General features: G+C 60.9%; 20 protein-coding genes and 1 other RNA gene. 15 read left to right on the top strand and 6 right to left on the bottom strand.

The features are described 5' to 3' along the window. Window positions 1–8 precede the first annotated feature (8 nt). The 6 genes from HBO23_RS19680 (at window position 9) to ffs (ending at window position 9,423) form a co-directional block, all read left to right on the top strand. Window positions 9–668 (top strand): GntR family transcriptional regulator, encoded by a 660-nt coding sequence (locus HBO23_RS19680; protein ID WP_017134783.1) that lies wholly within the window; start codon window positions 9–11, stop codon window positions 666–668. A gap of 2 nt (window positions 669–670) precedes the next feature. Further along, entirely contained in the window at window positions 671–4,159 is a 3,489-nt protein-coding gene (gene smc / locus HBO23_RS19675) for a chromosome segregation protein SMC (protein ID WP_170039260.1), read from the top strand. Window positions 4,160–4,443: 284 nt separating this feature from the next. Continuing rightward, a complete protein-coding gene (gene zipA / locus HBO23_RS19670; protein WP_017134785.1) occupies window positions 4,444–5,313 on the top strand; it encodes a cell division protein ZipA in 870 nt (289 codons plus the stop codon). An 87-nt stretch (window positions 5,314–5,400) separates the two neighbouring features. Further along, window positions 5,401–7,758 (top strand): NAD-dependent DNA ligase LigA, encoded by a 2,358-nt coding sequence (gene ligA, locus HBO23_RS19665; protein ID WP_170039258.1) that lies wholly within the window; start codon window positions 5,401–5,403, stop codon window positions 7,756–7,758. Between the two features lie 161 nt (window positions 7,759–7,919). After that, window positions 7,920–9,086, top strand: coding sequence for a putative zinc-binding metallopeptidase (locus HBO23_RS19660; RefSeq protein ID WP_017134787.1), 1,167 nt, complete (start codon window positions 7,920–7,922; stop codon window positions 9,084–9,086). A gap of 240 nt (window positions 9,087–9,326) precedes the next feature. Beyond that, window positions 9,327–9,423, top strand: an RNA gene (gene ffs, locus HBO23_RS19655) — signal recognition particle sRNA small type. Window positions 9,424–9,464: 41 nt separating this feature from the next. Here the strand turns inward: ffs and HBO23_RS19650 are convergent. Further along, window positions 9,465–9,632, bottom strand: coding sequence for a hypothetical protein (locus HBO23_RS19650; protein WP_017134788.1), 168 nt, complete (start codon window positions 9,630–9,632; stop codon window positions 9,465–9,467). On the opposite strand from HBO23_RS19650, the gene HBO23_RS19645 reads away from it, so the two are divergent. The 3 genes from HBO23_RS19645 (at window position 9,631) to HBO23_RS19635 (ending at window position 12,358) form a co-directional block, all read left to right on the top strand. Further along, window positions 9,631–10,560 carry an N-acetylmuramidase family protein gene (locus HBO23_RS19645; RefSeq protein ID WP_170039256.1) on the top strand — a complete coding sequence of 310 codons (930 nt, stop codon included), beginning with the start codon at window positions 9,631–9,633 and terminating at the stop codon, window positions 10,558–10,560. The genes HBO23_RS19650 and HBO23_RS19645 overlap by 2 nt on opposite strands. Before the next feature lie 156 nt (window positions 10,561–10,716). Beyond that, on the top strand, window positions 10,717–11,763 hold the full coding sequence (locus tag HBO23_RS19640; protein ID WP_170039254.1) for an N-acetylmuramidase family protein: 1,047 nt from the start codon (window positions 10,717–10,719) through the stop codon (window positions 11,761–11,763). Window position 11,764: 1 nt separating this feature from the next. Next, the gene (locus HBO23_RS19635) at window positions 11,765–12,358 is read left to right on the top strand and encodes a hypothetical protein (RefSeq protein ID WP_017134791.1); all 594 of its coding nucleotides are present in this window, start codon (window positions 11,765–11,767) and stop codon (window positions 12,356–12,358) included. On the opposite strand, the gene HBO23_RS19630 is transcribed toward HBO23_RS19635, so the two are convergent. Then, complete coding sequence (locus HBO23_RS19630; protein WP_017134792.1) at window positions 12,355–13,218, bottom strand: LysR substrate-binding domain-containing protein; 864 nt, start codon at window positions 13,216–13,218, stop codon at window positions 12,355–12,357. The two genes, HBO23_RS19635 and HBO23_RS19630, sit on opposite strands and share 4 nt — an antisense overlap. A gap of 102 nt (window positions 13,219–13,320) precedes the next feature. Between HBO23_RS19630 and HBO23_RS19625 the strand changes: the two genes are divergently transcribed. After that, a complete protein-coding gene (locus HBO23_RS19625) occupies window positions 13,321–14,280 on the top strand; it encodes a DMT family transporter (protein WP_170039252.1) in 960 nt (319 codons plus the stop codon). Here HBO23_RS19625 and HBO23_RS19620 read toward each other — a convergent pair. Together HBO23_RS19620 and HBO23_RS19615 are read right to left on the bottom strand one after the other, a co-directional pair. Next, window positions 14,194–14,565, bottom strand: coding sequence for a VOC family protein (locus HBO23_RS19620; protein WP_017134794.1), 372 nt, complete (start codon window positions 14,563–14,565; stop codon window positions 14,194–14,196). The genes HBO23_RS19625 and HBO23_RS19620 overlap by 87 nt on opposite strands. Window positions 14,566–14,619: 54 nt before the next feature. After that, window positions 14,620–15,396: an amino acid ABC transporter substrate-binding protein gene (locus HBO23_RS19615; protein WP_099548816.1), complete on the bottom strand. Its 777-nt coding sequence runs from the start codon at window positions 15,394–15,396 to the stop codon at window positions 14,620–14,622. A 133-nt stretch (window positions 15,397–15,529) separates the two neighbouring features. On the opposite strand from HBO23_RS19615, the gene dnaX reads away from it, so the two are divergent. The 5 genes from dnaX (at window position 15,530) to HBO23_RS19590 (ending at window position 21,162) form a co-directional block, all read left to right on the top strand. Then, complete coding sequence (gene dnaX / locus HBO23_RS19610; RefSeq protein WP_170039250.1) at window positions 15,530–17,617, top strand: DNA polymerase III subunit gamma/tau; 2,088 nt, start codon at window positions 15,530–15,532, stop codon at window positions 17,615–17,617. A gap of 49 nt (window positions 17,618–17,666) precedes the next feature. Beyond that, the gene (locus tag HBO23_RS19605) at window positions 17,667–18,005 is read left to right on the top strand and encodes a YbaB/EbfC family nucleoid-associated protein (RefSeq protein WP_003175481.1); all 339 of its coding nucleotides are present in this window, start codon (window positions 17,667–17,669) and stop codon (window positions 18,003–18,005) included. Window positions 18,006–18,137: 132 nt separating this feature from the next. After that, window positions 18,138–19,172, top strand: coding sequence for an NADP-dependent oxidoreductase (locus HBO23_RS19600; protein ID WP_017134797.1), 1,035 nt, complete (start codon window positions 18,138–18,140; stop codon window positions 19,170–19,172). 66 nt (window positions 19,173–19,238) lie between these two features. Further along, on the top strand, window positions 19,239–19,841 hold the full coding sequence (gene recR, locus HBO23_RS19595) for a recombination mediator RecR (RefSeq protein WP_170039248.1): 603 nt from the start codon (window positions 19,239–19,241) through the stop codon (window positions 19,839–19,841). Window positions 19,842–20,013: 172 nt separating this feature from the next. Next, entirely contained in the window at window positions 20,014–21,162 is a 1,149-nt protein-coding gene (locus tag HBO23_RS19590) for an acyl-CoA dehydrogenase family protein (protein WP_170039246.1), read from the top strand. Window positions 21,163–21,272: 110 nt separating this feature from the next. On the opposite strand, the gene HBO23_RS19585 is transcribed toward HBO23_RS19590, so the two are convergent. Together HBO23_RS19585 and fnr are read right to left on the bottom strand one after the other, a co-directional pair. Then, a complete protein-coding gene (locus tag HBO23_RS19585) occupies window positions 21,273–21,821 on the bottom strand; it encodes an adenine phosphoribosyltransferase (RefSeq protein ID WP_099548818.1) in 549 nt (182 codons plus the stop codon). 81 nt (window positions 21,822–21,902) lie between these two features. Next, window positions 21,903–22,637 carry a fumarate/nitrate reduction transcriptional regulator Fnr gene (gene fnr / locus HBO23_RS19580; RefSeq protein WP_056861531.1) on the bottom strand — a complete coding sequence of 245 codons (735 nt, stop codon included), beginning with the start codon at window positions 22,635–22,637 and terminating at the stop codon, window positions 21,903–21,905. Window positions 22,638–22,640: the final 3 nt, after the last annotated feature.

Here is a 22,640-nt window from a genome sequence, read left to right as displayed (position 1 = left end):
GGGAAAACATGACGTTCAAGGCGCCGGACAGTCTCGCCGAGCAAATTGCTCACCACCTCGCCGAACGTATCATTCGCGGCGATCTCAAGCCTGGGGAGCGGATCCAGGAACAGAAAGTCACGCTGGCACTCAATGTCAGCCGTGGTTCCGTGCGTGAAGCTTTGTTGATCCTCGAGCGCCGCCACCTGATCGCGATCCTGCCGCGCCGTGGCGCCCACGTCACCGAACTCACCGCGCACAAGGTGCAGAGCCTGTGCACGCTGATGGGCGAGTTGTACATCCTGCTCGGCAATTCGGTGGCTGAGGGCTGGAAGGTCCAGGCTGACATGGCGCCGTTCCTGCAGATCCAGCAACGCCTGATGACCAGTTTCGAACGTGAGGACGTGCGTGCCTTCGTCGAAGAAAGCTTCAGTGTGATGCGCGCCGCGTACCCCTTCGCCAACAACCCGTACTTGCAGGAAACCGTCGAAAACCTGCAGCCGGCGATGAACCGTGCCTATTACCTGGCCCTGGACCAGCGCAAGGCGGAGATGAGTGAGTACCTGGCACTGTTCGAGCAGCTGCTCGCGGCGGTGCTCGCCCGTGATCTGCCGCAGATCCGCCAGGTACTGTCGGCCTACTGCGAGCGCAGCAGCTCGTTGGTCATCGCTGCGTTGGCGGGCGCCTAAACGTGCGGCTCAAGTGCATCAAACTGGCGGGGTTCAAATCCTTCGTCGACCCGACCACGGTGAACTTCCCCAGTAACATGGCGGCGGTGGTCGGGCCCAATGGCTGCGGCAAGTCGAACATCATCGACGCCGTACGTTGGGTGATGGGCGAGAGCTCGGCAAAAAACCTGCGTGGCGAGTCGATGACCGACGTCATCTTCAATGGCTCCACCAGCCGCAAGCCGGTGAGCCAGGCCAGCATCGAACTGGTGTTCGATAACTCCGATGGCACCTTGATCGGCGAATACGCGGCCTACGCGGAAATCTCGATTCGACGCAAAGTGACGCGCGACAGCCAGAACAGTTACTTCCTCAACGGCACCAAATGCCGTCGACGCGATATCACCGATATTTTCCTTGGCACCGGCTTAGGCCCGCGCAGCTATTCGATCATCGAGCAGGGCATGATCTCCAAGCTGATCGAAGCCAAGCCCGAAGACCTGCGCAACTTTATCGAAGAAGCGGCCGGCATCTCCAAGTACAAGGAGCGCCGCCGCGAGACCGAAAACCGTATCCGCCGCACCCACGAAAACCTTGCCCGCCTCACCGACCTGCGCGAAGAGCTGGAGCGTCAACTCGAACGCCTGCACCGCCAGGCCCAGGCGGCCGAGAAGTACCAGGAATACAAGGGCGAGGAGCGCCAGCTCAAGGCGCAGCTCTCGGCCCTGCGCTGGCAGGCGCTGAATGATCAGGTCGGCCAGCGCGAAGCGATCATTGGCACCCAGGAAATCAGCTTCGAAGCGCTGGTGGCCGAGCAGCGTAATGCCGACGCGAGCATCGAGCGCTTGCGTGACGGTCACCATGACCTGTCCGAGCGCTTCAATCTGGTGCAGGGGCGGTTCTACTCGGTAGGCGGCGATATTGCTCGGGTCGAACAGAGCATCCAGCACGGCCAGCAGCGCCTGCGCCAGTTGCAGGACGATTTGAAAGAAGCCGAACGCGCGCGGCTGGAAACCGAGTCGCACCTGGGCCACGACCGCACCCTGCTGCTGACGTTGGGCGAAGAGCTGGACATGCTCACGCCCGAGCAGGAAATCACCAGCGCCGCCGCCGAAGAGGCCGCGGCCGCCCTGGAAGAAGCCGAAACCACCATGCACGGCTGGCAGGAACAGTGGGACGCTTTCAACCTGCAATCCGCCGAGCCGCGCCGCCAGGCTGAGGTGCAGCAATCGCGCATCCAGCAACTGGAAACCAGCATGGAGCGCCTGGCCGAGCGCCAGCGCCGTATGCAGGAGGAGCGCGCGTTGCTCGCCGCCGACCCGGAAGACGCGGCGATCATGGCGTTGAGCGAACAGCTGGCCGAAAGCGAAATGACCCTGGAAGAACTCGAGGCCAGCGAAGAACAGCAAGTGGAGCGCCTGGAGCAATTGCGTCAGCAACTGCAACAGGCGACCCAGGCCCAGCAGCAGGCCCAGGGCGATTTGCAGCGGCTGAACGGGCGCTTGGCGTCGCTTGAAGCCTTGCAGCAGGCCGCGCTGGACCCAGGCACCGGCACCGCCGAATGGCTGCGTGACCAGCACCTGGCCGAGCGTCCGCGCCTGGCCGAAGGCTTGAAAGTTGAAGCGGGTTGGGAATTGGCGGTCGAGACCGTGTTGGGCGCCGACCTGCAAGCCGTATTGGTGGATGATTTTGGCGGTTTCGACCTGGCCGGTTTTGCCCAGGGCGATTTGCGTTTGCTCAGCCCCGCAGTCGATGGCACGCGAGTGCCGGGCAGTTTGCTCGACAAGGTTGAGGCCGCGATCGATCTGGCGCCGTGGCTGGGCCAGGTCAAACCGGTTGAATCATTGGAGCAAGCCTTGTCCCAGCGTGGCCAATTGGGCGCCGGTGAAAGCCTGATCAGCCGAGACGGTTACTGGGTTGGCCGGCACTTCCTGCGCGTGCGTCGCGCCAGTGAGGCCGAGAGCGGCGTATTGGCCCGTGGCCAGGAAATCGTCAACCTGAGCGCCGAACGCGAAGAACGCGAGGCCACCCTCGAAAGCCTGGAAACCGAACTGCAAACCCTGCGTGCCACTCAGCGCCAACAAGAGACTGGCCGCGAACACCTGCGCCGCCTCTTGCAGGACGAAGCGCGCCAGCAAGGCGAATTGAAAGCCCAACTGTCGGCGAGCAAGGCCAAGGCCGAGCAACTGACCCTGCGCCGCACCCGCCTTGACGAAGAAGTGGCCGAGATGGGCGAGCAGCGCGCCCTCGAACACGAGCAGATCGGCGAAGCGCGCCTGCACTTGCAGGAAGCCCTCGACAGCATGGCGCTGGATACCGAGCAGCGCGAACTGCTGCTGGCCCAGCGCGACAGCCTGCGTGAGCGCCTCGATCGCGTGCGCCAGGAAGCCCGTCAGCACAAGGATCACGCCCACCAATTGGCCGTGCGCCTGGGCTCGTTACAGGCCCAGCACACCTCCACGCGCCAGGCGCTTGAGCGTTTGGAGATGCAGTCCGAACGCCTCACCGAAAAGCGCGAGCAACTGAGCCTCAACCTGGAGGAGGGCGAGGCGCCGCTGGAAGAGTTGCGCCTTAAGCTCGAAGAGTTGCTCGACAAGCGCATGACCGTTGATGAAGAACTCAAGACCGCGCAAATCGCCCTGGAAGACGCCGACCGCGAACTGCGCGACGCCGAGAAACGCCGGACCCAGGCCGAGCAGCAATCCCAGCTGATTCGCGGCCAACTCGAACAGCAACGCATGGAATGGCAAGCCCTGACCGTGCGCCGCAAAACCCTGCAAGACCAGTTGCTTGAAGACGGCTATGACTTGCACGGCGTGCTCAATACATTGACCGCCCAGGCCAATGAAAAAGACGCTGAAGAAGAACTTGAGCGCATCGCCGCGCGTATCCAGCGCCTGGGCGCGATCAACTTGGCGGCCATCGACGAATACCAGCAACAGTCCGAGCGTAAACGTTATCTGGATGCTCAAGACGCCGACCTGGTCGAAGCGCTGGACACTCTGGAGAACGTGATCCGCAAGATCGACAAGGAAACCCGTAATCGCTTCAAAGATACCTTTGATCAGATTAATGGCGGTTTACAGGCGTTATTCCCGAAAGTTTTCGGTGGCGGCAGCGCCTACTTGGAACTGACGGGCGAAGATCTACTCGATACAGGGGTGACGATTATGGCGCGGCCCCCGGGCAAGAAGAACAGCACCATCCATTTGTTGTCCGGTGGCGAAAAGGCACTCACGGCATTGGCCCTGGTATTTGCGATCTTCAAGTTGAACCCGGCGCCGTTTTGCATGCTCGACGAAGTTGACGCGCCGCTGGATGACGCTAACGTTGGACGCTACGCTCGGTTGGTTAAAGAGATGTCCCAGACCGTGCAGTTCATCTATATCACCCACAACAAGATCGCCATGGAAATGGCCGACCAGTTGATGGGCGTGACGATGCATGAGCCGGGTTGTTCGCGGTTGGTGGCGGTGGATGTCGAAGAAGCGATGGCGATGGTGGACGCCTAGCGGCGAGTTGCAAGCTGCAAGTGTGTGAGGCTATAGCTTGCTGTGTGTAGCTCACAGTTGGCGGCTTGCGTAAGAGATCTCCCATGTCGCCGAAAGATGGCAAACCGATACATTTCGCGCCAACTGTGTAAAGTTATCGAAGGTCGTGCTAGTTTATTGTCAATTCCTCGTATGCGTGGGCAAAACGTCAGTCAGAACATAGAGTTGGCGCCACGTTTTAAAGCGGTTTGGACGTTGCTAAACCCCTTATTTTTCAGCATTTTTTATTAGAGGCACGGGATTACATGGAAATCGGTCTGCGCGAGTGGCTGATCGTCATCGGCATTATTGTCATTGCCGGTATTCTTTTTGATGGCTGGCGCCGCATGCGCGGTGGCAAGGGCAAGCTCAAATTCCGTTTGGACCGTAACCTGTCCAACTTGCCCGACGACGACGGCAGCGCCGAGCTGCTGGGGCCGCCTCGTGTGCTGGATAACCATAAAGAACCACAACTGGACGAGCATGACTTGCCGTCGATGAGTGCGCCGGTGCGTGAAGCCCGCGAACCGTCGTCCAAGCGTGGCAAGCGCGCCAGTGCCGCCGTCGCCGAGCCGCATCAGGGCGACCTGAACCTCGACGTCGATGAAGGCCCGAGCTTCAGCAGCCGCGACGACGATTTCCCGGATGAAAATATCGGCAAGGCATCCAGTGCGCCGCGCCAATCGGTCAACGACCAGCCGGCTGCCGAAGAAGTCTTGGTGATCAGCGTGATCTGCCGCGACGCCGCCGGCTTCAAAGGCCCGGCACTCTTGCAGAATATCCTCGAAAGCGGCCTGCGTTTTGGCGAGATGGATATTTTCCACCGCCACGAAAGCATGGCCGGTAACGGCGAAGTGCTGTTCTCCATGGCCAACGCGGTCAAGCCGGGCACTTTCGATCTGGACGATATCGACTTGTTCAGCACCCCGGCGGTGAGCTTCTTCCTCGGTTTGCCAGGCCCGCGTCACCCGAAACAAGCGTTCGACGTGATGGTGGCTGCTGCGCGCAAACTGTCCCAAGAGCTCAACGGCGAGCTCAAGGACGACCAACGCAGCGTGCTCACTGCCCAGACCATCGAGCATTACCGTCAGCGCATCGTCGAGTTCGAGCGTCGCGCCCTGACACAGAAACGCTGAGGTTCGATCTTAAGCGTTGCCTGTAGAATCCGTGCACTAACATATTGAGCAGCTTCGGCTGCTCTTTTGCTTTATGAGAGAACACCCATGACCGCCGCCCACACCCGCATTCTCGAACTGCGCGCTGAACTGGATCAGCACAATTACCGCTACCACGTCCTCGACGAGCCGAGCATTCCGGACGCCGAGTACGACCGGTTATTCCATGAGCTAAAGGCTCTGGAAGCCGAGCACCCGGATTTGGTGACGCGTGATTCGCCGACGCAGCGGGTTGGCAGTGCGGCGCTGTCGGCGTTCACCCAGGTCAAGCACGAGATTCCGATGCTCAGCCTGGGCAACGCCTTTGATGAAACCACCATGCTCGAATTTGATCGCCGGGTTACCGAAGGTCTCGACCTGCCGGTGGGCGATCTGTTTGGCGGCGGCGCAGCGGTGGAATACAGCTGCGAGCCCAAGCTCGATGGCCTGGCGGTCAGCCTGTTGTATCAGGACGGCGAGCTGGTGCGCGGTGCCACGCGCGGCGATGGCACCACCGGTGAAGACATCAGCGTCAACGTGCGCACGGTGCGCAATATCCCGTTGAAACTGCACGGCAGCGCCTGGCCGGCGACCCTGGAAGTGCGCGGCGAAGTGTTCATGTCCAAGGCTGGCTTCGAGCGCCTTAATGCCTCGCAACTGGAAGTGGGCGGCAAGACCTTCGCCAACCCGCGTAATGCCGCCGCAGGCAGCTTGCGCCAGCTGGACTCGAAGATCACCGCCAGCCGCCCGCTGGAGTTTTGCTGCTACGGCGTGACTACCGACATCAGCGACACCCATATCGGTAACCTGCAGCAACTGCAGAAGTGGGGCATGCCCATCAGCCATGAGCTGAAGCTGGCCAAGGGCATTCAGGATTGCCTGGCGTACTACCGCGATATCGGCGAGCGGCGTAACAGCCTGCCGTACGAGATTGACGGCGTGGTGTTCAAGGTCAACAGCATTGCTTCGCAACGTGAGCTGGGCTTCCGCGCCCGCGAACCACGCTGGGCCATCGCGCATAAATTCCCGGCGATGGAAGAGCTGACCGAGCTGCTCGATGTGGAATTCCAGGTCGGCCGCACCGGTGCTGTAACGCCGGTGGCGCGCTTGAAGCCGGTCAAGGTCGCGGGTGTGACGGTGTCCAACGCAACCTTGCACAATATGGATGAAGTGGCGCGCCTGGGCTTGATGATCGGCGACACTGTGATCATTCGCCGTGCCGGTGATGTGATCCCGCAAGTCGTCTCGGTGGTCACCGAACGCCGCCCGGAAAACGCCCGCGCCGTGCACATTCCGCAAAGCTGCCCGGTGTGCGGCTCCCATGTGGAGCGCACGCAACTGGTCAAGCGCAGCAAGGGCAAGGAAACCGTCAGCGAAGGCGCGGTTTACCGCTGCGTCGGGCGCCTGGCCTGTGGCGCGCAGCTCAAGCAGGCGATCATCCATTTTGTGTCGCGCCGCGCCATGGACATTGACGGCCTGGGCGACAAGACCATCGAGCAACTGGTGGATGAAAAGCTTATCGGCTCGCCGGCTGACCTCTACAAGCTCAAATACGAGCAGATCATCGACCTGGAAGGCTTTGCCGATATTTCCAGCAAGAAGCTGATTGCCGCCATCGAAAACAGCAAGACGCCGACCCTGGCGCGGTTTATCTACGCCTTGGGCATTCCGGACGTGGGCGAAGAGACGGCCAAGGTGCTCGCGCGCTCGCTGGCGTCCCTGGAGCGCGTGCAGCAGGCCTTGCCGGAAGTGCTGACGTACTTGCCGGACGTGGGCCTTGAAGTCGCCCACGAGATTCACAGCTTCTTTGAAGACAGCCATAACCAGGAGGTGATTGGCGCGCTGCTGTCGCCGGATGAATGCGGCCTGCAATTGCAGGATCAGGGCGACCTGAGCGCCGAGTTTGCCGCCAGCACCACCCTCGGCGGCCTGCTCGACAAGCTGCACGTGCCCAGCGTAGGGCCTGGCGCCGCGCAAAAACTGGCCGACAAGTTCGTAAGCCTCGAAGGCGTGATCAAGGCCGACTGGCTGGATATGCGCCAGGCGTTGCCCGAGAAGCAGGCCAAGGCGGTGCGCGAGTTTTTTGATATCCCGGACAATGCCCACCATGCCCTGGCCATCGAGCAGCAGCTCAAGGACTTCGGTATGCACTGGCAGAGCGAGAAGAAGGTCGTCGAAGGCTTGCCGGAAGCGGGGCATACCTGGGTGCTGACCGGCTCTCTTGAGCTGATGAGCCGTGATGTGGCCAAGGACAAGCTCGAAAGCCTGGGCGCCAAGGTGGCAGGTTCCGTCTCGGCCAAGACTCACTGCGTGGTTGCCGGGCCGGGCGCGGGTTCCAAGCTGGCCAAGGCCACCGAGCTGGGCCTCAAGGTGCTGGACGAAGAGGCCTTCGTCGCCTTCCTGGCCAGACACAACATCAGCGTCTGACGATCGTTCCCACGCTCCGCGTGGGAATGCAGCCCTGGACGCTCTGCGTCGGCTCTTGAACCTCGTGACGCAGAGCGTCACCGCAGGCATTCCCACGCAGAGCGTGGGAACGATCTTTCACGGTAAATGATCTAGTCTTGGTCACCCAGGGAGAGATCGCCATGTTCCGCTACTTCGAGCAACTCAGCACGCGCATCGCCGCACCGTTCATGGCCGGATCCTCGCGCAGCAGCAAGGTGTGGCAGTGCCGGTGCGGCCAGTCGCTGTTCTTTCGCAACAGCCAGTGCCTGGTCTGTTCTGCGCTGTTGGGCTATCAGCCCCAGCAAAGCCGGCTGTCGTCGCTACAGCCCGGCCCGGTCGATGGCACATGGCTACAGGACGATAACCTTGACGCCGGCACCTTCCGCCGCTGCGCCAACCTCGACACCCCGGCCGCCTGCAACTGGCTGATTCCTGCCCACAGCACCGCAACGCTGTGCGTGGCGTGCAGCCTGAACCGCACTATTCCCGACTTATCGGTGCCGGAAAACCCCGAACGCTGGCGCAAAGTCGAAACCGCCAAGCGCCGGTTGGTGGCGCAACTGATCAGCCTGGGCCTGCAAGTGGTGCCCAAAAGTGTTGACGAAAACAGCGGCCTGGCCTTCGATTTCGTCGGCATTGACCTTGAAGGCAACGCACCCACCACCGGCCACGCCAACGGCCTGATCACCCTCGATATCAAGGAAGCGGACGACGCCCATCGCGAGAAAGTCCGTGTGCAAATGCGCGAGCCGTATCGCACGTTGCTCGGCCACTTTCGCCATGAGGTCGGCCATTACTATTGGGATCGGCTGATTGCCAACAGCCATTGGCTTGAATCGTTTCGTAGCCTGTTCGGCGACGAACGCGCCAGTTACGCCGAGGCACTCGAGCAGCACTACCAGAACGGCCCGCGCGCCGACTGGCAGCAAACCTGTGTCAGCGCCTACGCGACCATGCACCCCTGGGAAGACTGGGCCGAAACCTGGGCTCACTACCTGCACATGATGGACGCCGTCGACACCGCACTGGGCTTTGGCATGAGTGCCCGCGAGATGGACCTGGATTACCAGCCCTTCCCGTTGACCACGCTCTACGACCCCGAACACCCTGGCGGCCCGGCCTTCCTGTCGTTCGTCAACGCCTGGATCGAACTGGCCGGCATGCTCAACGAACTGTCGCGCAGCATGGGCCAGCCGGATTTCTACCCCTTTGTGTTGCCGCCGGCGGTGATCGCCAAGCTGCACTTCATTCACTTGGTGATTCAGGAGGAGGGCGGCAGGGCCGACGAAGTCGTACAAGCACAGTAATCCACCCCTATGTGGGAGCTGGCTTGCCTGCGATTGCGGTGCATCATCCAGTGAATGCCCCAACTGATACACCGTAATCGCGGGCAAGCCCGGCTCCCACAAGGTTCTGGCAGGTTATCGAGGTTGTGGACAAGTGCTTGAGCCCCTTCATATTTTTAATCCGGAACAACGGTTGTAAGTTCCGATGAGATCGGTACAATGGCGCGGCTTGCCGAGAGGCCAGCGTCGTTATGGTGACCCCATCGGTCCCCCCGCAACGATTACCCGTGAACCTGGTCAGAGCCGGAAGGCAGCAGCCACAGCGGGAACATTGTGTGCCGGGGTGTGGCTGGTGGGGTTGCCTCCATAACGCTCTCCTTTGTTTCTACCCTTCCTGTTTCAAATCAAACATTGTTTTAATCGCCCATCTGCCATTTTTTGCGCAGCGATGACGGCGTTGTGCTGGAAAACTTTCAGCGGCCTGCTAGCGTCATTCTTGTAAGCGACCCTGTGCTGGAGTAGTAAAGAAGTGATGGCACTCCTTTGATCAACAAGGATGATTGCCATGCCCAGCCTTCCCGTTTTACCCAGAACGCTCAGTGCTTCAGTCGGCGCCCCAGGCAAGGCGCAGAATGTGCTTGCTGATGTTCGCTTTATCCAGCATCTGTTTAATCTGATCACGCCAGAATCCGCTTCGCGCCTTGTGGAGGACGGAAAGTGCGGCCCGCTGTTGTTGCGGCGCATCAGCGACTATCAGGCGAATCGTCTCAAGGTCAGCAAACCTGATGGGGTGATTGACCCGGGCGGTCGGACGTTCAATAGCCTGGTCGACGATGCAGGCAAAGCCAATGCCGTTGTTCTTCCCGACCAGTCGTTAGTCACCAGGCCCACCTGTGACGGTCAAATCGCCCTGACCGAGGCTGATTTTCAGAGCGCGGCTGCAGCGCTGGGCAACGGTATTTCGGTGAACCTGATCAAGGCGTTCGCCGCCGTTGAGTCTGGTGGGCGATCCGGGTTCGGGCCGGCCAACATGCCGGTTATCGCCTTCGAGGGCCATATCTTTCGCAAGTACACTCAACATAAGTACGACAGGACCTACCCCTTTTTGTCCTACCCCTTTTTGGTCAATGCTGGCCCGCAATGGAAAGCCAACAATAAAACCCAGGCGATTGCGTGGCGGACTCTGGTCGATGCTTATACGTTGGACCAGGCAGCAGCGCTGATGTCGGCGTCCTACGGTATGTTCCAGGTCATGGGCTTTAATTTTGCTGCCTGTGGTTACAAGAACGTGTTCGAGTTTGTGGCTGCACTGAAGCTTAACGCCGGCCAGCAATTGATGGCGTTCTGCGGCTTTTGCCGCAAGAATCCAGCCTTGCTCAGAGCGATGAAAAGCAAGGACTTTGCCGGCATGGCGCGCAATTACAATGGCTCAAGCTATGGCGACTACGACAGGCGTATCCAAAAAGCCTTCGAGGCGCTGGAACGGAAAAAATAGCCGCACCTGCTGGCTGTCTCACATCGTTGAGGTGGCCCACTGGACAACCCAAAATCATCTTGTTAGTTTCCGCCAGCCACTTGTTTCAAGTTATGACAGGTGTGCGGTGCTGATATTGAAGTGCTATCACTTCTTGAACTAACAAGGATGTCCATGATGAAAAGCCTGCAAGGGTTGCCCCGTCTTATCAGTGCTTCAGTGGGCGCGCCGGGTAAAGCGCGCAACTTGCCCGCCGATGTTCAGTGCATCCAGTATCTATTTAATCTGATCATTCCCAAGATGGGTTTTGCGCTGGCCGAAAACGGTAAGTGCGATGGGCAATTGGTGCAGTGCATCAGCCAGTATCAGTTCCGGCACCTCAAGTATGCGCATCCTGATGGCGTGATCGACCCGACCGGTCGAACCTTCAATAGCCTGATAGAAGAGGCGGTCAAAGTGCCGGTGAAGGCGTTTCCGACGATGCGCATTCCGAGCTTTCTCAACGCGTTTGGCAATAACGGCGGCGATGCGGTACAGGCCACGGTCAATGTGTACCTGGAGCGCATGCGCGCGACCATCGAGGCCGAGCGGCGTAACCGCCAGTTGATGCTCCAGGCCACGTGCGATGGTGGCATGACGCTGACCGATACCGACTTTCAAAGCGCTGCCACCCAGTTGGGCAGCGGCATTTCGGTGAATATCATCAAGGCTTTCGCCACGGTCGAATCCGGCGGGCGTTCCGGGTTCGGGCTGGCCAAGTTGCCGGTGATTGCCTTTGAAGGCCACTTGTTTCGCAAGTACACCAAGCACATCTACGATCAGGCGCACCCGCTGCTGTCTTATATCTACGTGAGAAAGGCCGGGCCGCAGTGGCAGGTCAATAACAAGGACCAGACCAAAGCCTGGGAGACCATGGCCACAGCGTTTGCGCTGGACCAGGAGGCGGCATTGATGTCGGCGTCCTGGGGCATGTTTCAAATAATGGGGTTCAACTACACCTCCTGCGGTTACAAGACGGTGTTTGAGTTTGCTGCCGCCCTGAAGATCAATGCCGGTAACCAATTAAAAGCGTTTATCGGTTTTTGCAGCCAGAGCCCGGCCCTGATCAAGGCCATGAAAGATAAAGACTACGTGGCCATGGCGCGTAACTATAACGGCAAGGATTACGGCGACTACGACAGCCGTATCAAAAAGGCCTACGAAGCATTGGAAGGGAAGAAATAAGATGAGCCGTTTTCTAGCGATGAGTGTGTTGTCGTTGTGCGCCTTGGTGCCCGCGTTGGCAGGTGCCGCTGAGCTGCATTCTGGCAAATACGAGGGATTGATGCTGGCGGTCACCCCTGAGCATCAGGTCGAAGGCTACTACGCAGAAGAACTGGGCGAGGGTGTGACCCGCAGCTGCACGTTTTACCTGCAAGGCCAGCCTGAAGCGCTCACCACCTGGCTAGACAAGGCCTACCCCGGCAGCGTCGCAGCGTCCTCCGACGGCGTGACCTTGACGGTGGAGCAGGGGCGCGAGCATCCCGGTTGCATCAGCGTGCTGATGCCGGAAATCGCCACCGGCCTGGACCTGGCCCAAACGGCCAGCAAGCAATGGATCGGCCTGGTGACCGTGACGGCCGACAAGGCTTACCTGCTGAAAAAACCAGGCGCTGAAGCGGCCAAACGCGCGTATATCGTCAAGGACGATGTGGTCGGCGTGCTGGCGTTCAAGGACGGCTGGGCCAAGGTCGAGTTCACCAATGCCAAAGACCATACCTACACCGGTTGGATCAGCCAGGACCAGTACGCACGCTTGGCGGCGCCGCAAGCCAACTAGCCAAACGTCTCCCGCAGCAGCCCGGCAAACGCATCCCGCGCCAGGTGGCGCTGGGTGTCCGTGTGCCAGAACAGCAGGTTGTCCACGGCCTGCAACTCCTCGAACCGGTAGGAGGCCAGTTGATTGGCCTGCTCGTAGCGGGCCAGGATGCCTTCCGGCGCCAACGCCACGCCAATCCCTGCACTGACGCAACCAATGATGGTGCCCCAACTGGCATAGCTGGCGATGCTTGGTTTGAAGGCGTGCGGTTTGATCCAGTTCTCCAGCGCCGCGCGATACGGACAACCGGGCGGCCACACCAGCAAGGTGCGGCCTGCCAAGTCTTCGGCACTGTTGATCGGCGCGCTGGAGGCGCTGGCGATCAGCACCAGGCGTTCGCTGTAGACCACACTGTGTTCGAGCTTGGCGCGCTTGCCGCCCGAGGCCACCAGCGCCACATCGAGGCGATGGTGTTGCAGGTCGTCGAGCAGTTGCGCCCAGGCGCCGGTGACCAGTTCCAGGCTGACGTCCGGGTAGCGCCGGTGGTATTCGGCCAGCAGCGGCGGCAGGCGGCCGCTGGCGCTGGATTCCACCGCACCGATGCGCAGCGTGCCGCGCGGGATGGCGTTGGCATCCACTGCGCGTTTGGACTCATCCACCAGGGCCAGGATGCGCTCGCAGTAATCGAGGAAGATTTCCCCGGCGGCACTGATGGCCAGCCCACGGCCTGCGCGAATAAACAGCGGCGTGCCCAACTCGCTTTCCAGCTGCTTGATGCGCGTGGTGATGTTGGACGGCACGCAGTGCAGTTGCAGCGCGGCCTGGGCCACGCTGCCGGTTTGTGCCACGGCGCGCACCATTTTCAGTTGGGCCAGTTCCATTGCTCAGTTCCAATGATTTCAGAAGTCAGAAACGCTTAATTGTCCTGCGCCTTGCGCGGCTCAAGACTGACGGTATTCCTTCTCAGTATCTGGATGCCGTCGATGAATGCCCCGTCACCCGTAAAGCTTACGCTAGTCATCGCTGGCGTGATTCTCTGTTGGGCCTATTCGCCGATTGGCGTGCACATGGGGCTGCACAGCTACAGCCCTGGCCAGTTGGCGTTGCTGAGGTTTCTGATCGCCTCGGTGTTCATGGGCGGCATCGCCTTGGCGGTAGGCATCGGCTGCCCGCGTGTGCGGGATCTGCCGTGGTTGCTGGTGTTGGGTTTTTTCGGCGTGTTCCTGCACCACACCAGCCTCAACTACGGGCAACAGTGGGTGACGGCGGCGGCATCGAGTGTACTGGCGCAGTCGGTGCCGCTGTTCAGTGTGGTGATCGCGTTTTTCTGTTTGAAGGAACGGGTCAGCCTCTGGCGTTGGGGCTGCGTCTTGCTCGGCTTGCTGGGTGTGCTGGTGGTGATCTGGGGTGATCATGGCGTCGGTGATATCGACCCGCGCGGCTTGCTGATCTTGCTGGCAGCCGTGTCGTGGAGCGTGTATTTCGTCATCCAGAAACACTACGCCCATCGCTACAGCCCGCTGACCATGGCGTGTTACATGGTGTGGGCGGGCACCTTGATGCTGTGCGTGAACCTGCCGGGCTTGCCGGCTGCGGTGGCCCAGGCGCCAATGCCGGAGAATCTGTCGGTGCTGGTATTGGGGATTTTCCCCAGCGCCCTGGCCTACCTGGCTTGGGGCTATGTGCTCAAGCACGTGGACGTCAGCCGCGCCTCGGTGGCGATGTACCTGATTCCGCCGGTGGCCATGCTGATGGCGGCGACGCTGCTGGGCGAGCACATTGCCCTGCAAGTGATATTGGGCGCGGTGATCGTGCTGGCCAGTGTCGCCGCCATCAGCCTTGAAGGGCGCTGGCGCTCAATCGCTCAGGCTGAACGCGCGCAGCCGGTGGCCGTCGAGGTCCTCGGCGACGAAGGTGTAGCCGAAGTCAAGGTGGGTCGGTGACTGAATGATGGTCGCGCCGCGCTCTACCCATTGAGCGTAAAGGGCGTCTACGGCGGCTGGGTCCCCCAGCGAAAAACCTACCTCACCGCCTCCGCCGGTAAACTGAGCCGCAGGCTCTACGGTGTGACGCGACCACAGCCCCAGCTTGACGCCGTTGTCGAGAATGAACAGGGCGAACGTCGGGTTCAGTTCCACCGGCGGCTTGCCCAGCAGGCGGCTATAGAAGTTGGCGCTGGTGGCCGGGCTGTCGACGTAGAGCAGGAAGTAATGGGCGACGGTGTGCATGCAGGCTCCTTGATTACGGGCGGTTAAGTGAGCCCAGTCTAGGGGACGGCCCTGTCAGTTCTTGTCAGGAGCGTTCTTGTCAGGAGTGCGCAGCGGTCGCGCATTCTCCCCGGTGTACAGTTTGATCAGGTCATCGATCTCGCCCGACATTTTCATCCGCAGCAGCGTGCGCAAGATCCGTTGCACCGGCACGCTCGGGTCATTGCGCACGATGCAGCCCAGGTTTTGTTCGTCGATCACCGCGACGTTGTGCAGCCGCAGGCTTGGGGGCACTTTCAGGTTGAAACGGTCCAGGGTCCATTCGTTGATCACGGCGTATTCGAAACGCGCGGCCACCAGCTTGTGCAGCACCAACTCCTCGCTGCGCGAATCGTCGCGGGTCAATTGGCCACTGGCAAACAGCGGTTCGAGGACGACATAGCGGTAGTTGAGCACCGTGCCAATGGCCTGCGGTGCCAACCTGGCCACCTGAACGGGCGGTGCGTGGACACTGGCCAACACATTGCGCTGCACCATCAAGGGTACGCTCCAGCTGTAGTCGCCGGACAATTCGCCGAGCCAATCCTGGGCGACATAGCAGCGCACATCGACCTCTGCGCGTGCCATGGCACCGGCGAGTCGCGCCCGGGCCAGCACGTGGAACTCGGCTGGCCGCCCGACCTGGGTGGCCAGGCTCAACATCAAGTCATACAAAATGCCCTGTGTGGGCTGGTCACCCTCTATCTGTGCCATGGGCATTGCCCAGCTGTCGGAAACCGAAAAACGCAACGGTGCGGGCGCCGCCAGGCAAGCAACGGAAATCATCCATAAAGCGCCCAGGACTACACGCATACACTCTCCGGGTTCAGGCCTTTGTGGGGCCAGTCAGGCAAGCTTAGTCAGATTAGACGAGCGTGCCGGATGCAATTTCCCCCTTGCTCCGCTAGCATTACCGGCTTCCGCTTCCCAGTTGCGACGGTTTTCGATGAGTTATCAGGTTCTTGCACGTAAATGGCGCCCGCGCTCGTTCCGCGAAATGGTCGGCCAGACCCATGTGCTCAAGGCTCTGATCAATGCCTTGGACAGCCAACGGCTGCACCACGCCTACCTGTTCACCGGTACTCGCGGGGTCGGCAAGACCACTATCGCGCGCATTATTGCCAAGTGCCTGAACTGTGAAACCGGCATCACGTCGACGCCTTGTGGCACCTGTTCGGTATGCCGCGAGATCGACGAAGGGCGTTTTGTCGACCTGATCGAGATCGATGCCGCGAGCCGCACCAAGGTCGAAGACACCCGCGAGCTGCTCGACAACGTGCAGTACGCGCCGAGCCGTGGGCGCTTCAAGGTCTACCTGATCGACGAAGTGCACATGCTCTCCAGCCATTCCTTCAACGCCCTGTTGAAAACCCTGGAAGAGCCGCCGCCCTACGTTAAGTTCATCCTGGCCACCACCGACCCGCAGAAACTTCCTGCAACGATTTTGTCGCGGTGCCTGCAGTTCTCCCTGAAAAACATGACGCCCGAGCGCGTGGTCGAGCATTTGACCCATGTGCTCGGCGTCGAGAACGTGCCGTTCGAAGACGATGCGTTGTGGCTGCTCGGCCGCGCCGCCGATGGTTCGATGCGTGACGCCATGAGCCTCACCGACCAGGCCATCGCCTTCGGTGAAGGCAAGGTCATGGCCGCGGATGTGCGCGCCATGCTCGGCACGCTGGACCACGGCCAGGTGTTCGACGTGTTGCACGCGCTGATCGAAGGTGACGCCAAGGCGTTGCTCGAAGCCGTGCGCCACTTGTCGGAGCAAGGCCCGGACTGGAACGGCGTGCTCTCGGAAATCCTCAATGTGCTGCACCGCGTGGCCATCGCCCAGGCGTTGCCTGAAGGTGTCGACAACGGCCATGGCGACCGCGACCGCGTATTGGCGCTGGCCCAGGCGTTGCCAGCCGAAGATGTGCAGTTCTACTACCAGATGGGCCTGATCGGCCGCCGGGATTTGCCCTTGGCGCCAGACCCGCGTGGCGGCTTTGAAATGGTCTTGCTGCGGATGCTGGCCTTCCGGCCCGCCGACTCGGCGGACGCACCGAGACAGCCGCTAAAGCCAGTGGGGATCAGCCAGGCCACAGTTGATTCCGCCAAACCAGTGGCTGGCGCGGCGGTAGTCGCGCCAGTAGTTGCTGCACCTGAACCTGCGCCGCCTGCACCTGCGCCAGCACCCGAGCCTGCGGTTGCCGCGCCGGTGGTCGAACCTGCGCCCGTGGTTGAGCCTGAACCTGCTCCCGCGCCGGTGGTTGACCTGCCTTGGAACGATCCGGTCGACGCAGAAGCTGAACCTGAGCCTGAACCTGAAGTCGAGCAAGTGCCCGCCGTGGAGCCCGTGCTGGAAACCACCGGCGAGCAGCCCGAGCTGACGCCGATGCCCACGCCGACTCCGGACAGTGCGGTGCCGGACGCGCCGGAATGGGTGTCGGCGCCGGTCCCCGAGCCGACCGTTGCGCAGGTGGACGCCGCTACGCCGGGTATCGACCTCGATGACGAGCCGCCGCTGGACGAAGATTACATCGAGCCGGACATGGATTCGGCCTACAGCTACCTGGACGACCTGGCCAGCGAGCACACCGCCGAACCGGCCCCCGAGCCCGAAGCGGAACCCGCTGCGGCCCCGGCCACTGGCCTGGCGTTGCAATGGTTGGAGTTGTTTCCGAAATTGCCGATCTCCGGCATGACCGGCAGCATCGCCGCCAACTGCACCTTGATCTCCATCGAGGGCGACCACTGGCTGTTGCACCTGGACCCGGCCCACAGCGCCTTGTTCAACGCCACTCAGCAACGCCGACTCAACGATGCGCTCAACCAGTACCATGAACGCACGTTGACCATCGCCATCGAACTGATCAAGCCTGAGCAGGAAACCCCGGCCCAGGCGGCGACCCGTAAGCGCATCAACCGTCAGCGTGAGGCCGAAGACTCGATCCATGGCGATCCGCTCATCCAACAGTTGATGCAACAGTTCGGTGCGGTGGTGCGTCACGATACTATTGAACCTGTCGAAGCCCCGGTGCCCCAAGCGTGATAAAACCGGGCTACTAATTGATTGATCCACGTACTTTGAGGTGATTCCCATGATGAAAGGTGGCATGGCCGGCCTGATGAAGCAGGCGCAGCAGATGCAGGAAAAGATGGCCAAGATGCAGGAAGAACTGGCCAACGCCGAAGTCACCGGTAAAGCCGGTGGCGATATGGTCAGCGTGGTGATGACCGGTCGTCACGACATCAAGCGCGTGAGCATCGACCCAAGCGTATTGCCTGGCGTCGGCGAAGATGACCTGGAAATGCTCGAAGCGCTGTTCGCCGCGGCCGTCAACGACGCCGTGCGCAAGATCGAAGCCAACAGCCAGGAAAAAATGGGTGGCGTGACCGCTGGCATGCAACTGCCGCCGGGCATGAAACTGCCGTTTTGATCGTGCAGCGTTAGCTAGACTCAAATGCCAGGCATCGCGCCTGGCATTTTTGTTTGTGCTAATCCGATCGAACCCTGGCATGGCAAGCAGGGTCTGCACCCTATACCGAAAGATTCGTTAAAGGAGCCCCTCATGCCTCAAGAACCCATTCTTAACCAGCGCATTGTCCTGGTCTCGCGCCCGCAAGGCGCGCCGACACCTGAAAACTTTCGCCTGGAACGCGTGAACCTGCCGGAATTGGCAGATGGCCAGGTGCTGCTCAAAACCCTGTACCTGTCCCTCGATCCCTACATGCGTGGGCGCATGAGTGACGCGCCGTCCTACGCAGCTCCGGTGGAAATCGACGAAGTGATGACCGGTGGTGCTGTCAGCCGTATCGAGCAATCGCGTAACCCGAAATTCGCGGCGGGTGATCTTGTGGTGGGTTCCACCGGCTGGCAGAGCCATAGCATCTCAGACGGAAACAACCTGATCCCGCTGCCCAAAGGCCTGGCCAGCCCCTCGATGGCGCTGGGTGTATTGGGTATGCCTGGCATGACCGCGTACATGGGCCTGATGGATATCGGCCAGCCCAAGGCCGGCGAAACCCTGGTGGTGGCGGCTGCCTCCGGCGCGGTGGGTTCGGTGGTCGGGCAGGTGGCCAAGCTCAAGGGTTTGCGCGTGGTGGGTATTGCCGGCGGCGCGGACAAGTGCCGCTACGTGGTCGATGAGCTGGGCTTTGACGCCTGTATCGACCACAAGAGCGCCGATTTTGCCCATGAGCTGGCGTTGGCCTGTTTCAAAGGCGTGGATATCTACTTTGAAAACGTCGGCGGCAAAGTCTTCGACGCCGTGCTGCCGCTGCTCAACCCCAAGGCACGCATTCCGCTGTGCGGCCTGATCGCCGGTTACAACGCCCATGAAGCCCCCAGCGGTCCTGATCGGCTGCCGGCACTGCAACGTACCTTGTTGACCAAGCGCGTGCGCATCCAGGGTTTTATCGTGTTCGACGATTATGGCGATCGCCAGCCCGAATTCCTCAGCGCCATGGCGCCGTGGGTGCGCGACGGCAAGATCAAGTTCCGCGAAGACGTGGTCGATGGCCTGGAACAGGCACCCGAAGCCTTTATCGGTTTGCTCGAGGGGCGCAACTTCGGCAAGTTGGTGGTGCGCGTCGCACAGGATTGAGCATTTGACGCTAATCCGAGGCGCGGGTATAAACCGCGTCTCGTTGTTTTGTCGGACCCTTCGCCCATGAGCTTCAGCCCCCTGATTCGCCAACTGATCGACGCCCTGCGCACTTTGCCGGGTGTGGGCCAGAAAACCGCCCAGCGTATGGCGCTGCAACTGCTGGAGCGTGATCGCAGCGGCGGCACGCGGTTGGCCCAGGCCTTGAGCCAGGCCATGACCGGCGTGGGCCACTGCCGCCAGTGCCGCACCCTGACCGAAGAAGACCTGTGCCCGCAATGCGCCGACCCACGTCGCGACGACACTTTACTGTGCGTCGTTGAAGGGCCGATGGACGTGTACGCCGTCGAGCAGACCGGCTATCGCGGGCGCTACTTTGTGCTCAAGGGGCATCTTTCGCCGCTGGACGGCCTGGGGCCGGAAGCCATTGGCATTCCGCAACTGGTGACGCGCATTGAAGAGCAGGGCACGTTTACCGAGGTGATCCTGGCAACCAACCCGACGGTGGAAGGCGAGGCGACGGCGCATTACATCGCCCAATTGCTGACCAACAAAGGCTTGATCACCTCGCGTATCGCCCATGGCGTGCCGTTGGGTGGCGAGCTGGAATTGGTGGATGGCGGCACGTTGGCGCACTCTTTTGCCGGTCGCAAGCCGATCACGCTCTAAAATGTGGGAGCTGGCTTGCCTGCGATAACGGTGGATCAGTGGCATTGATGTCGCCTGACACTCCGCTATCGCAGGCAAGCCAGCTCCCACAGTGGTTTTGTGTTGTCAGGGATATCTTGATAACCAAGCAAGCGCTTGGTAAGTTCTCTCCACCTCACCGTGGAGCTTGCCGATGTCTGCCTATCAGGACTACTTCGACCCCAGCCACCAATTGGTCCGTGACAGCGTGCGCCGTTTCGTCGAGCGCGAGATGTTGCCGGGCATCGAGCAATGGGAGGAGGGCGAGAGCTTTCCCCGTGAGCTGTACCTCAAGGCGGGCGCGGCGGGGATCCTGGGCATCGGCTATCCCGAAAGCCTGGGCGGCAGCCATGAAGGCGACCTGTTCGCCAAGGTCGCCGCCAGCGAAGAGTTGATGCGTTGCGGTTCGGGTGGCGTGGTCGCGGGCCTGGGTTCGCTGGATATCGGCTTGCCGCCGGTAGTCAAATGGGCGCGCCCCGAGGTGCGTGAGCGCGTTGCGCCTCAAGTGCTGACCGGTGAGAAGATCATCGCCCTGGCCGTCACCGAGCCCGGTGGCGGCTCCGATGTAGCCAACCTGCAAACCCGCGCCCTTCGCGATGGCGACTTTTATCGCGTCAGCGGCAGCAAAACCTTTATCACCAGCGGCATCCGCGCCGACTTCTATACGGTAGCCGTACGCACCGGCGGGCCGGGCTTTGGCGGTATCAGCCTGTTGCTGATTGAAAAACAGACGCCAGGTTTCACCGTCGGCCAACCGTTGAAGAAAATGGGCTGGTGGGCGTCGGACACGGCTGAGTTGTTCTTCGACGATTGCCGCGTGCCCGCAGGCAACTTGATCGGCGTCGAGAACATGGGCTTTGCCTGCATCATGGGCAATTTCCAGAGCGAGCGCCTGGCGCTGGCGCTGATGGCGAACATGACTGCGCAGCTCGCCCTGGAAGAAAGCCTCAAGTGGGCGAGCCAGCGCGAAGCCTTCGGCAAACCCATCGGCAAATTCCAGGTGCTCAAGCATCGGCTGGCGGAAATGGCCACCGCAGTGGAAGTCTCCCGCGAGTTCACCTACCGCCAGGCGGCGAAGATGGCGGCCGGCAAGAGTGTGATCAAGGAGATTTCCATGGCCAAGAACCTGGCCACTGATACGGCTGATCGGGTGACCTATGACGCGGTGCAGATACTGGGTGGGCAGGGCTATATGCGTGGCAGCCTGGTGGAACGGCTGTATCGGGATAACCGCATTCTGTCTATCGGCGGGGGCACGCGTGAGGTGATGAACGAGATCATCAGCAAGCAGATGGGGTTGTGATGCGGGGTGTCCTTGAGGGCCTCTTCGCGAGCAAGCCCGCTCCCACACTTGGAATGCAAATCAAAATGTGGGAGCTGGCTTGCCTGCGATAGCGCCGGCCCAGGCAACTTTTAAACGTCGGTCAACCCAAACTGCGTCAGGCAAAACGTCGGAATGCCCATATCCTGCAGGCGTTGCGAACCACCCAGCTCCGGCAGATCAATGATCGCCGCCGCTTCGAAGATCTTCGCGCCCATACGTCGCACCAGGTTTGCCGCGGCAATCAAGGTGCCGCCAGTGGCGATCAGGTCATCGAACATCAGCACCGAGTCGCCGTCACACAGACTGTCGGCGTGCACTTCGAGGAAGGCCTCGCCGTATTCGGTCTGGTAACCCTCGGCCAGCACATCAGCCGGCAGCTTGCCCTGTTTGCGGAACAGGATCAGCGGTTTGTTCAATTGGTAGGCGATGATCGAACCGATCAGGAAGCCACGGGCATCCATCGCGCCGATGTGGGTAAAGTCGGCCTCGACATAACGCTGGGCAAAGCTGTCGGCCACCAGGCGCAGGGCGCGGGGCGATTGGAACAGCGGGGTAATGTCACGAAAGATCACCCCAGGCTTGGGGAAGTCGATGACGGGGCGGATCAGGGATTTGATGTCGAACGAATCGAAGGTCATCGTCGAAGAGTCCTGGGAGCGGAAAACGGACTCGAAGTATACCTGCGGCCTTGCCGATTGGCGCGGCCGCAAGCGTGCGCTTCAGACTTCCAGCGAGCCCCCGGCCAGCGCGCAGAGCTGGATCGGGTCGAGGATATGCACTTCCTTGCCTTCGGCGGCAATCAGTTCGTTTTGCTGGAAACGGGTAAACACGCGGGACACGGTTTCCACCGCCAGGCCCAGGTAATTGCCGATTTCGTTGCGCGACATGCTCAGGCGGAACTGGTTGGCCGAGAACCCACGGGCACGGAAGCGTGCCGACAGGTTGACCAAAAACGTGGCGATGCGCTCGTCGGCGGTTTTTTTCGACAGCAGCAACATCATCTGTTGGTCGTCGCGGATTTCGCGGCTCATCACGCGCATCAATTGGCGGCGCAGTTGCGGCAGCTGCAGGGCCAATTCATCCAGGCGTTCGAAGGGGATTTCGCACACCGAGGTCGTCTCCAGGGCCTGGGCCGACACCGGGTGAATCTCGGTGTCCATGCCAGACAGCCCGACCAGTTCGCTGGGCAGGTGGAAGCCGGTGATCTGCTCTTCGCCGCCGTCGCTAAGGCTGAAGGTCTTCAACGCGCCTGAACGTACTGCATAAACGGAATCGAACTTGTCGCCCTGGCGAAACAGAAACTCGCCTTTTTTCAGCGGTCGGCCGCGTTTAACGATTTCGTCCAGCGCTTCCATGTCTTCCAAATTCAACGAAAGTGGCAGGCAGAGGGGGGCCAGGCTGCAATCCTTGCAGTGAGCCTGGCTGTGAGCGCGCAGTTTAACTGGCTCGGACATTTC

It is taken from the genome of Pseudomonas sp. WS 5532 (assembly GCF_012985445.1).
In the GTDB taxonomy this organism is placed as follows: Bacteria; Pseudomonadota; Gammaproteobacteria; order Pseudomonadales; family Pseudomonadaceae; genus Aquipseudomonas; species Aquipseudomonas edaphica.
Note: the sequence above shows the minus strand (reverse complement) of the source record. Positions and strands in the feature narration are given on the sequence as shown.

Bases quoted from the DNA above. Each gene is read 5' to 3' on its own strand.
- dnaX (WP_170039250.1), top strand. From the start codon at position 15,530: ATGAGTTATCAGGTTCTTGCACGTAAATGGCGCCCGCGCTCGTTCCGC.
- HBO23_RS19615 (WP_099548816.1), bottom strand. From the start codon at position 15,396: ATGCGTGTAGTCCTGGGCGCTTTATGGATGATTTCCGTTGCTTGCCTG.
- HBO23_RS19590 (WP_170039246.1), top strand. From the start codon at position 20,014: ATGTCTGCCTATCAGGACTACTTCGACCCCAGCCACCAATTGGTCCGT.
- HBO23_RS19650 (WP_017134788.1), bottom strand. From the start codon at position 9,632: ATGGCAATCATCCTTGTTGATCAAAGGAGTGCCATCACTTCTTTACTA.
- HBO23_RS19645 (WP_170039256.1), top strand. From the start codon at position 9,631: ATGCCCAGCCTTCCCGTTTTACCCAGAACGCTCAGTGCTTCAGTCGGC.
- HBO23_RS19620 (WP_017134794.1), bottom strand. From the start codon at position 14,565: ATGCACACCGTCGCCCATTACTTCCTGCTCTACGTCGACAGCCCGGCC.
- HBO23_RS19640 (WP_170039254.1), top strand. From the start codon at position 10,717: ATGAAAAGCCTGCAAGGGTTGCCCCGTCTTATCAGTGCTTCAGTGGGC.
- HBO23_RS19635 (WP_017134791.1), top strand. From the start codon at position 11,765: ATGAGCCGTTTTCTAGCGATGAGTGTGTTGTCGTTGTGCGCCTTGGTG.
- HBO23_RS19660 (WP_017134787.1), top strand. From the start codon at position 7,920: ATGTTCCGCTACTTCGAGCAACTCAGCACGCGCATCGCCGCACCGTTC.
- HBO23_RS19605 (WP_003175481.1), top strand. From the start codon at position 17,667: ATGATGAAAGGTGGCATGGCCGGCCTGATGAAGCAGGCGCAGCAGATG.
- HBO23_RS19680 (WP_017134783.1), top strand. From the start codon at position 9: ATGACGTTCAAGGCGCCGGACAGTCTCGCCGAGCAAATTGCTCACCAC.
- HBO23_RS19600 (WP_017134797.1), top strand. From the start codon at position 18,138: ATGCCTCAAGAACCCATTCTTAACCAGCGCATTGTCCTGGTCTCGCGC.
- HBO23_RS19630 (WP_017134792.1), bottom strand. From the start codon at position 13,218: ATGGAACTGGCCCAACTGAAAATGGTGCGCGCCGTGGCACAAACCGGC.
- HBO23_RS19625 (WP_170039252.1), top strand. From the start codon at position 13,321: ATGAATGCCCCGTCACCCGTAAAGCTTACGCTAGTCATCGCTGGCGTG.
- fnr (WP_056861531.1), bottom strand. From the start codon at position 22,637: ATGTCCGAGCCAGTTAAACTGCGCGCTCACAGCCAGGCTCACTGCAAG.
- ligA (WP_170039258.1), top strand. From the start codon at position 5,401: ATGACCGCCGCCCACACCCGCATTCTCGAACTGCGCGCTGAACTGGAT.
- HBO23_RS19585 (WP_099548818.1), bottom strand. From the start codon at position 21,821: ATGACCTTCGATTCGTTCGACATCAAATCCCTGATCCGCCCCGTCATC.
- recR (WP_170039248.1), top strand. From the start codon at position 19,239: ATGAGCTTCAGCCCCCTGATTCGCCAACTGATCGACGCCCTGCGCACT.
- zipA (WP_017134785.1), top strand. From the start codon at position 4,444: ATGGAAATCGGTCTGCGCGAGTGGCTGATCGTCATCGGCATTATTGTC.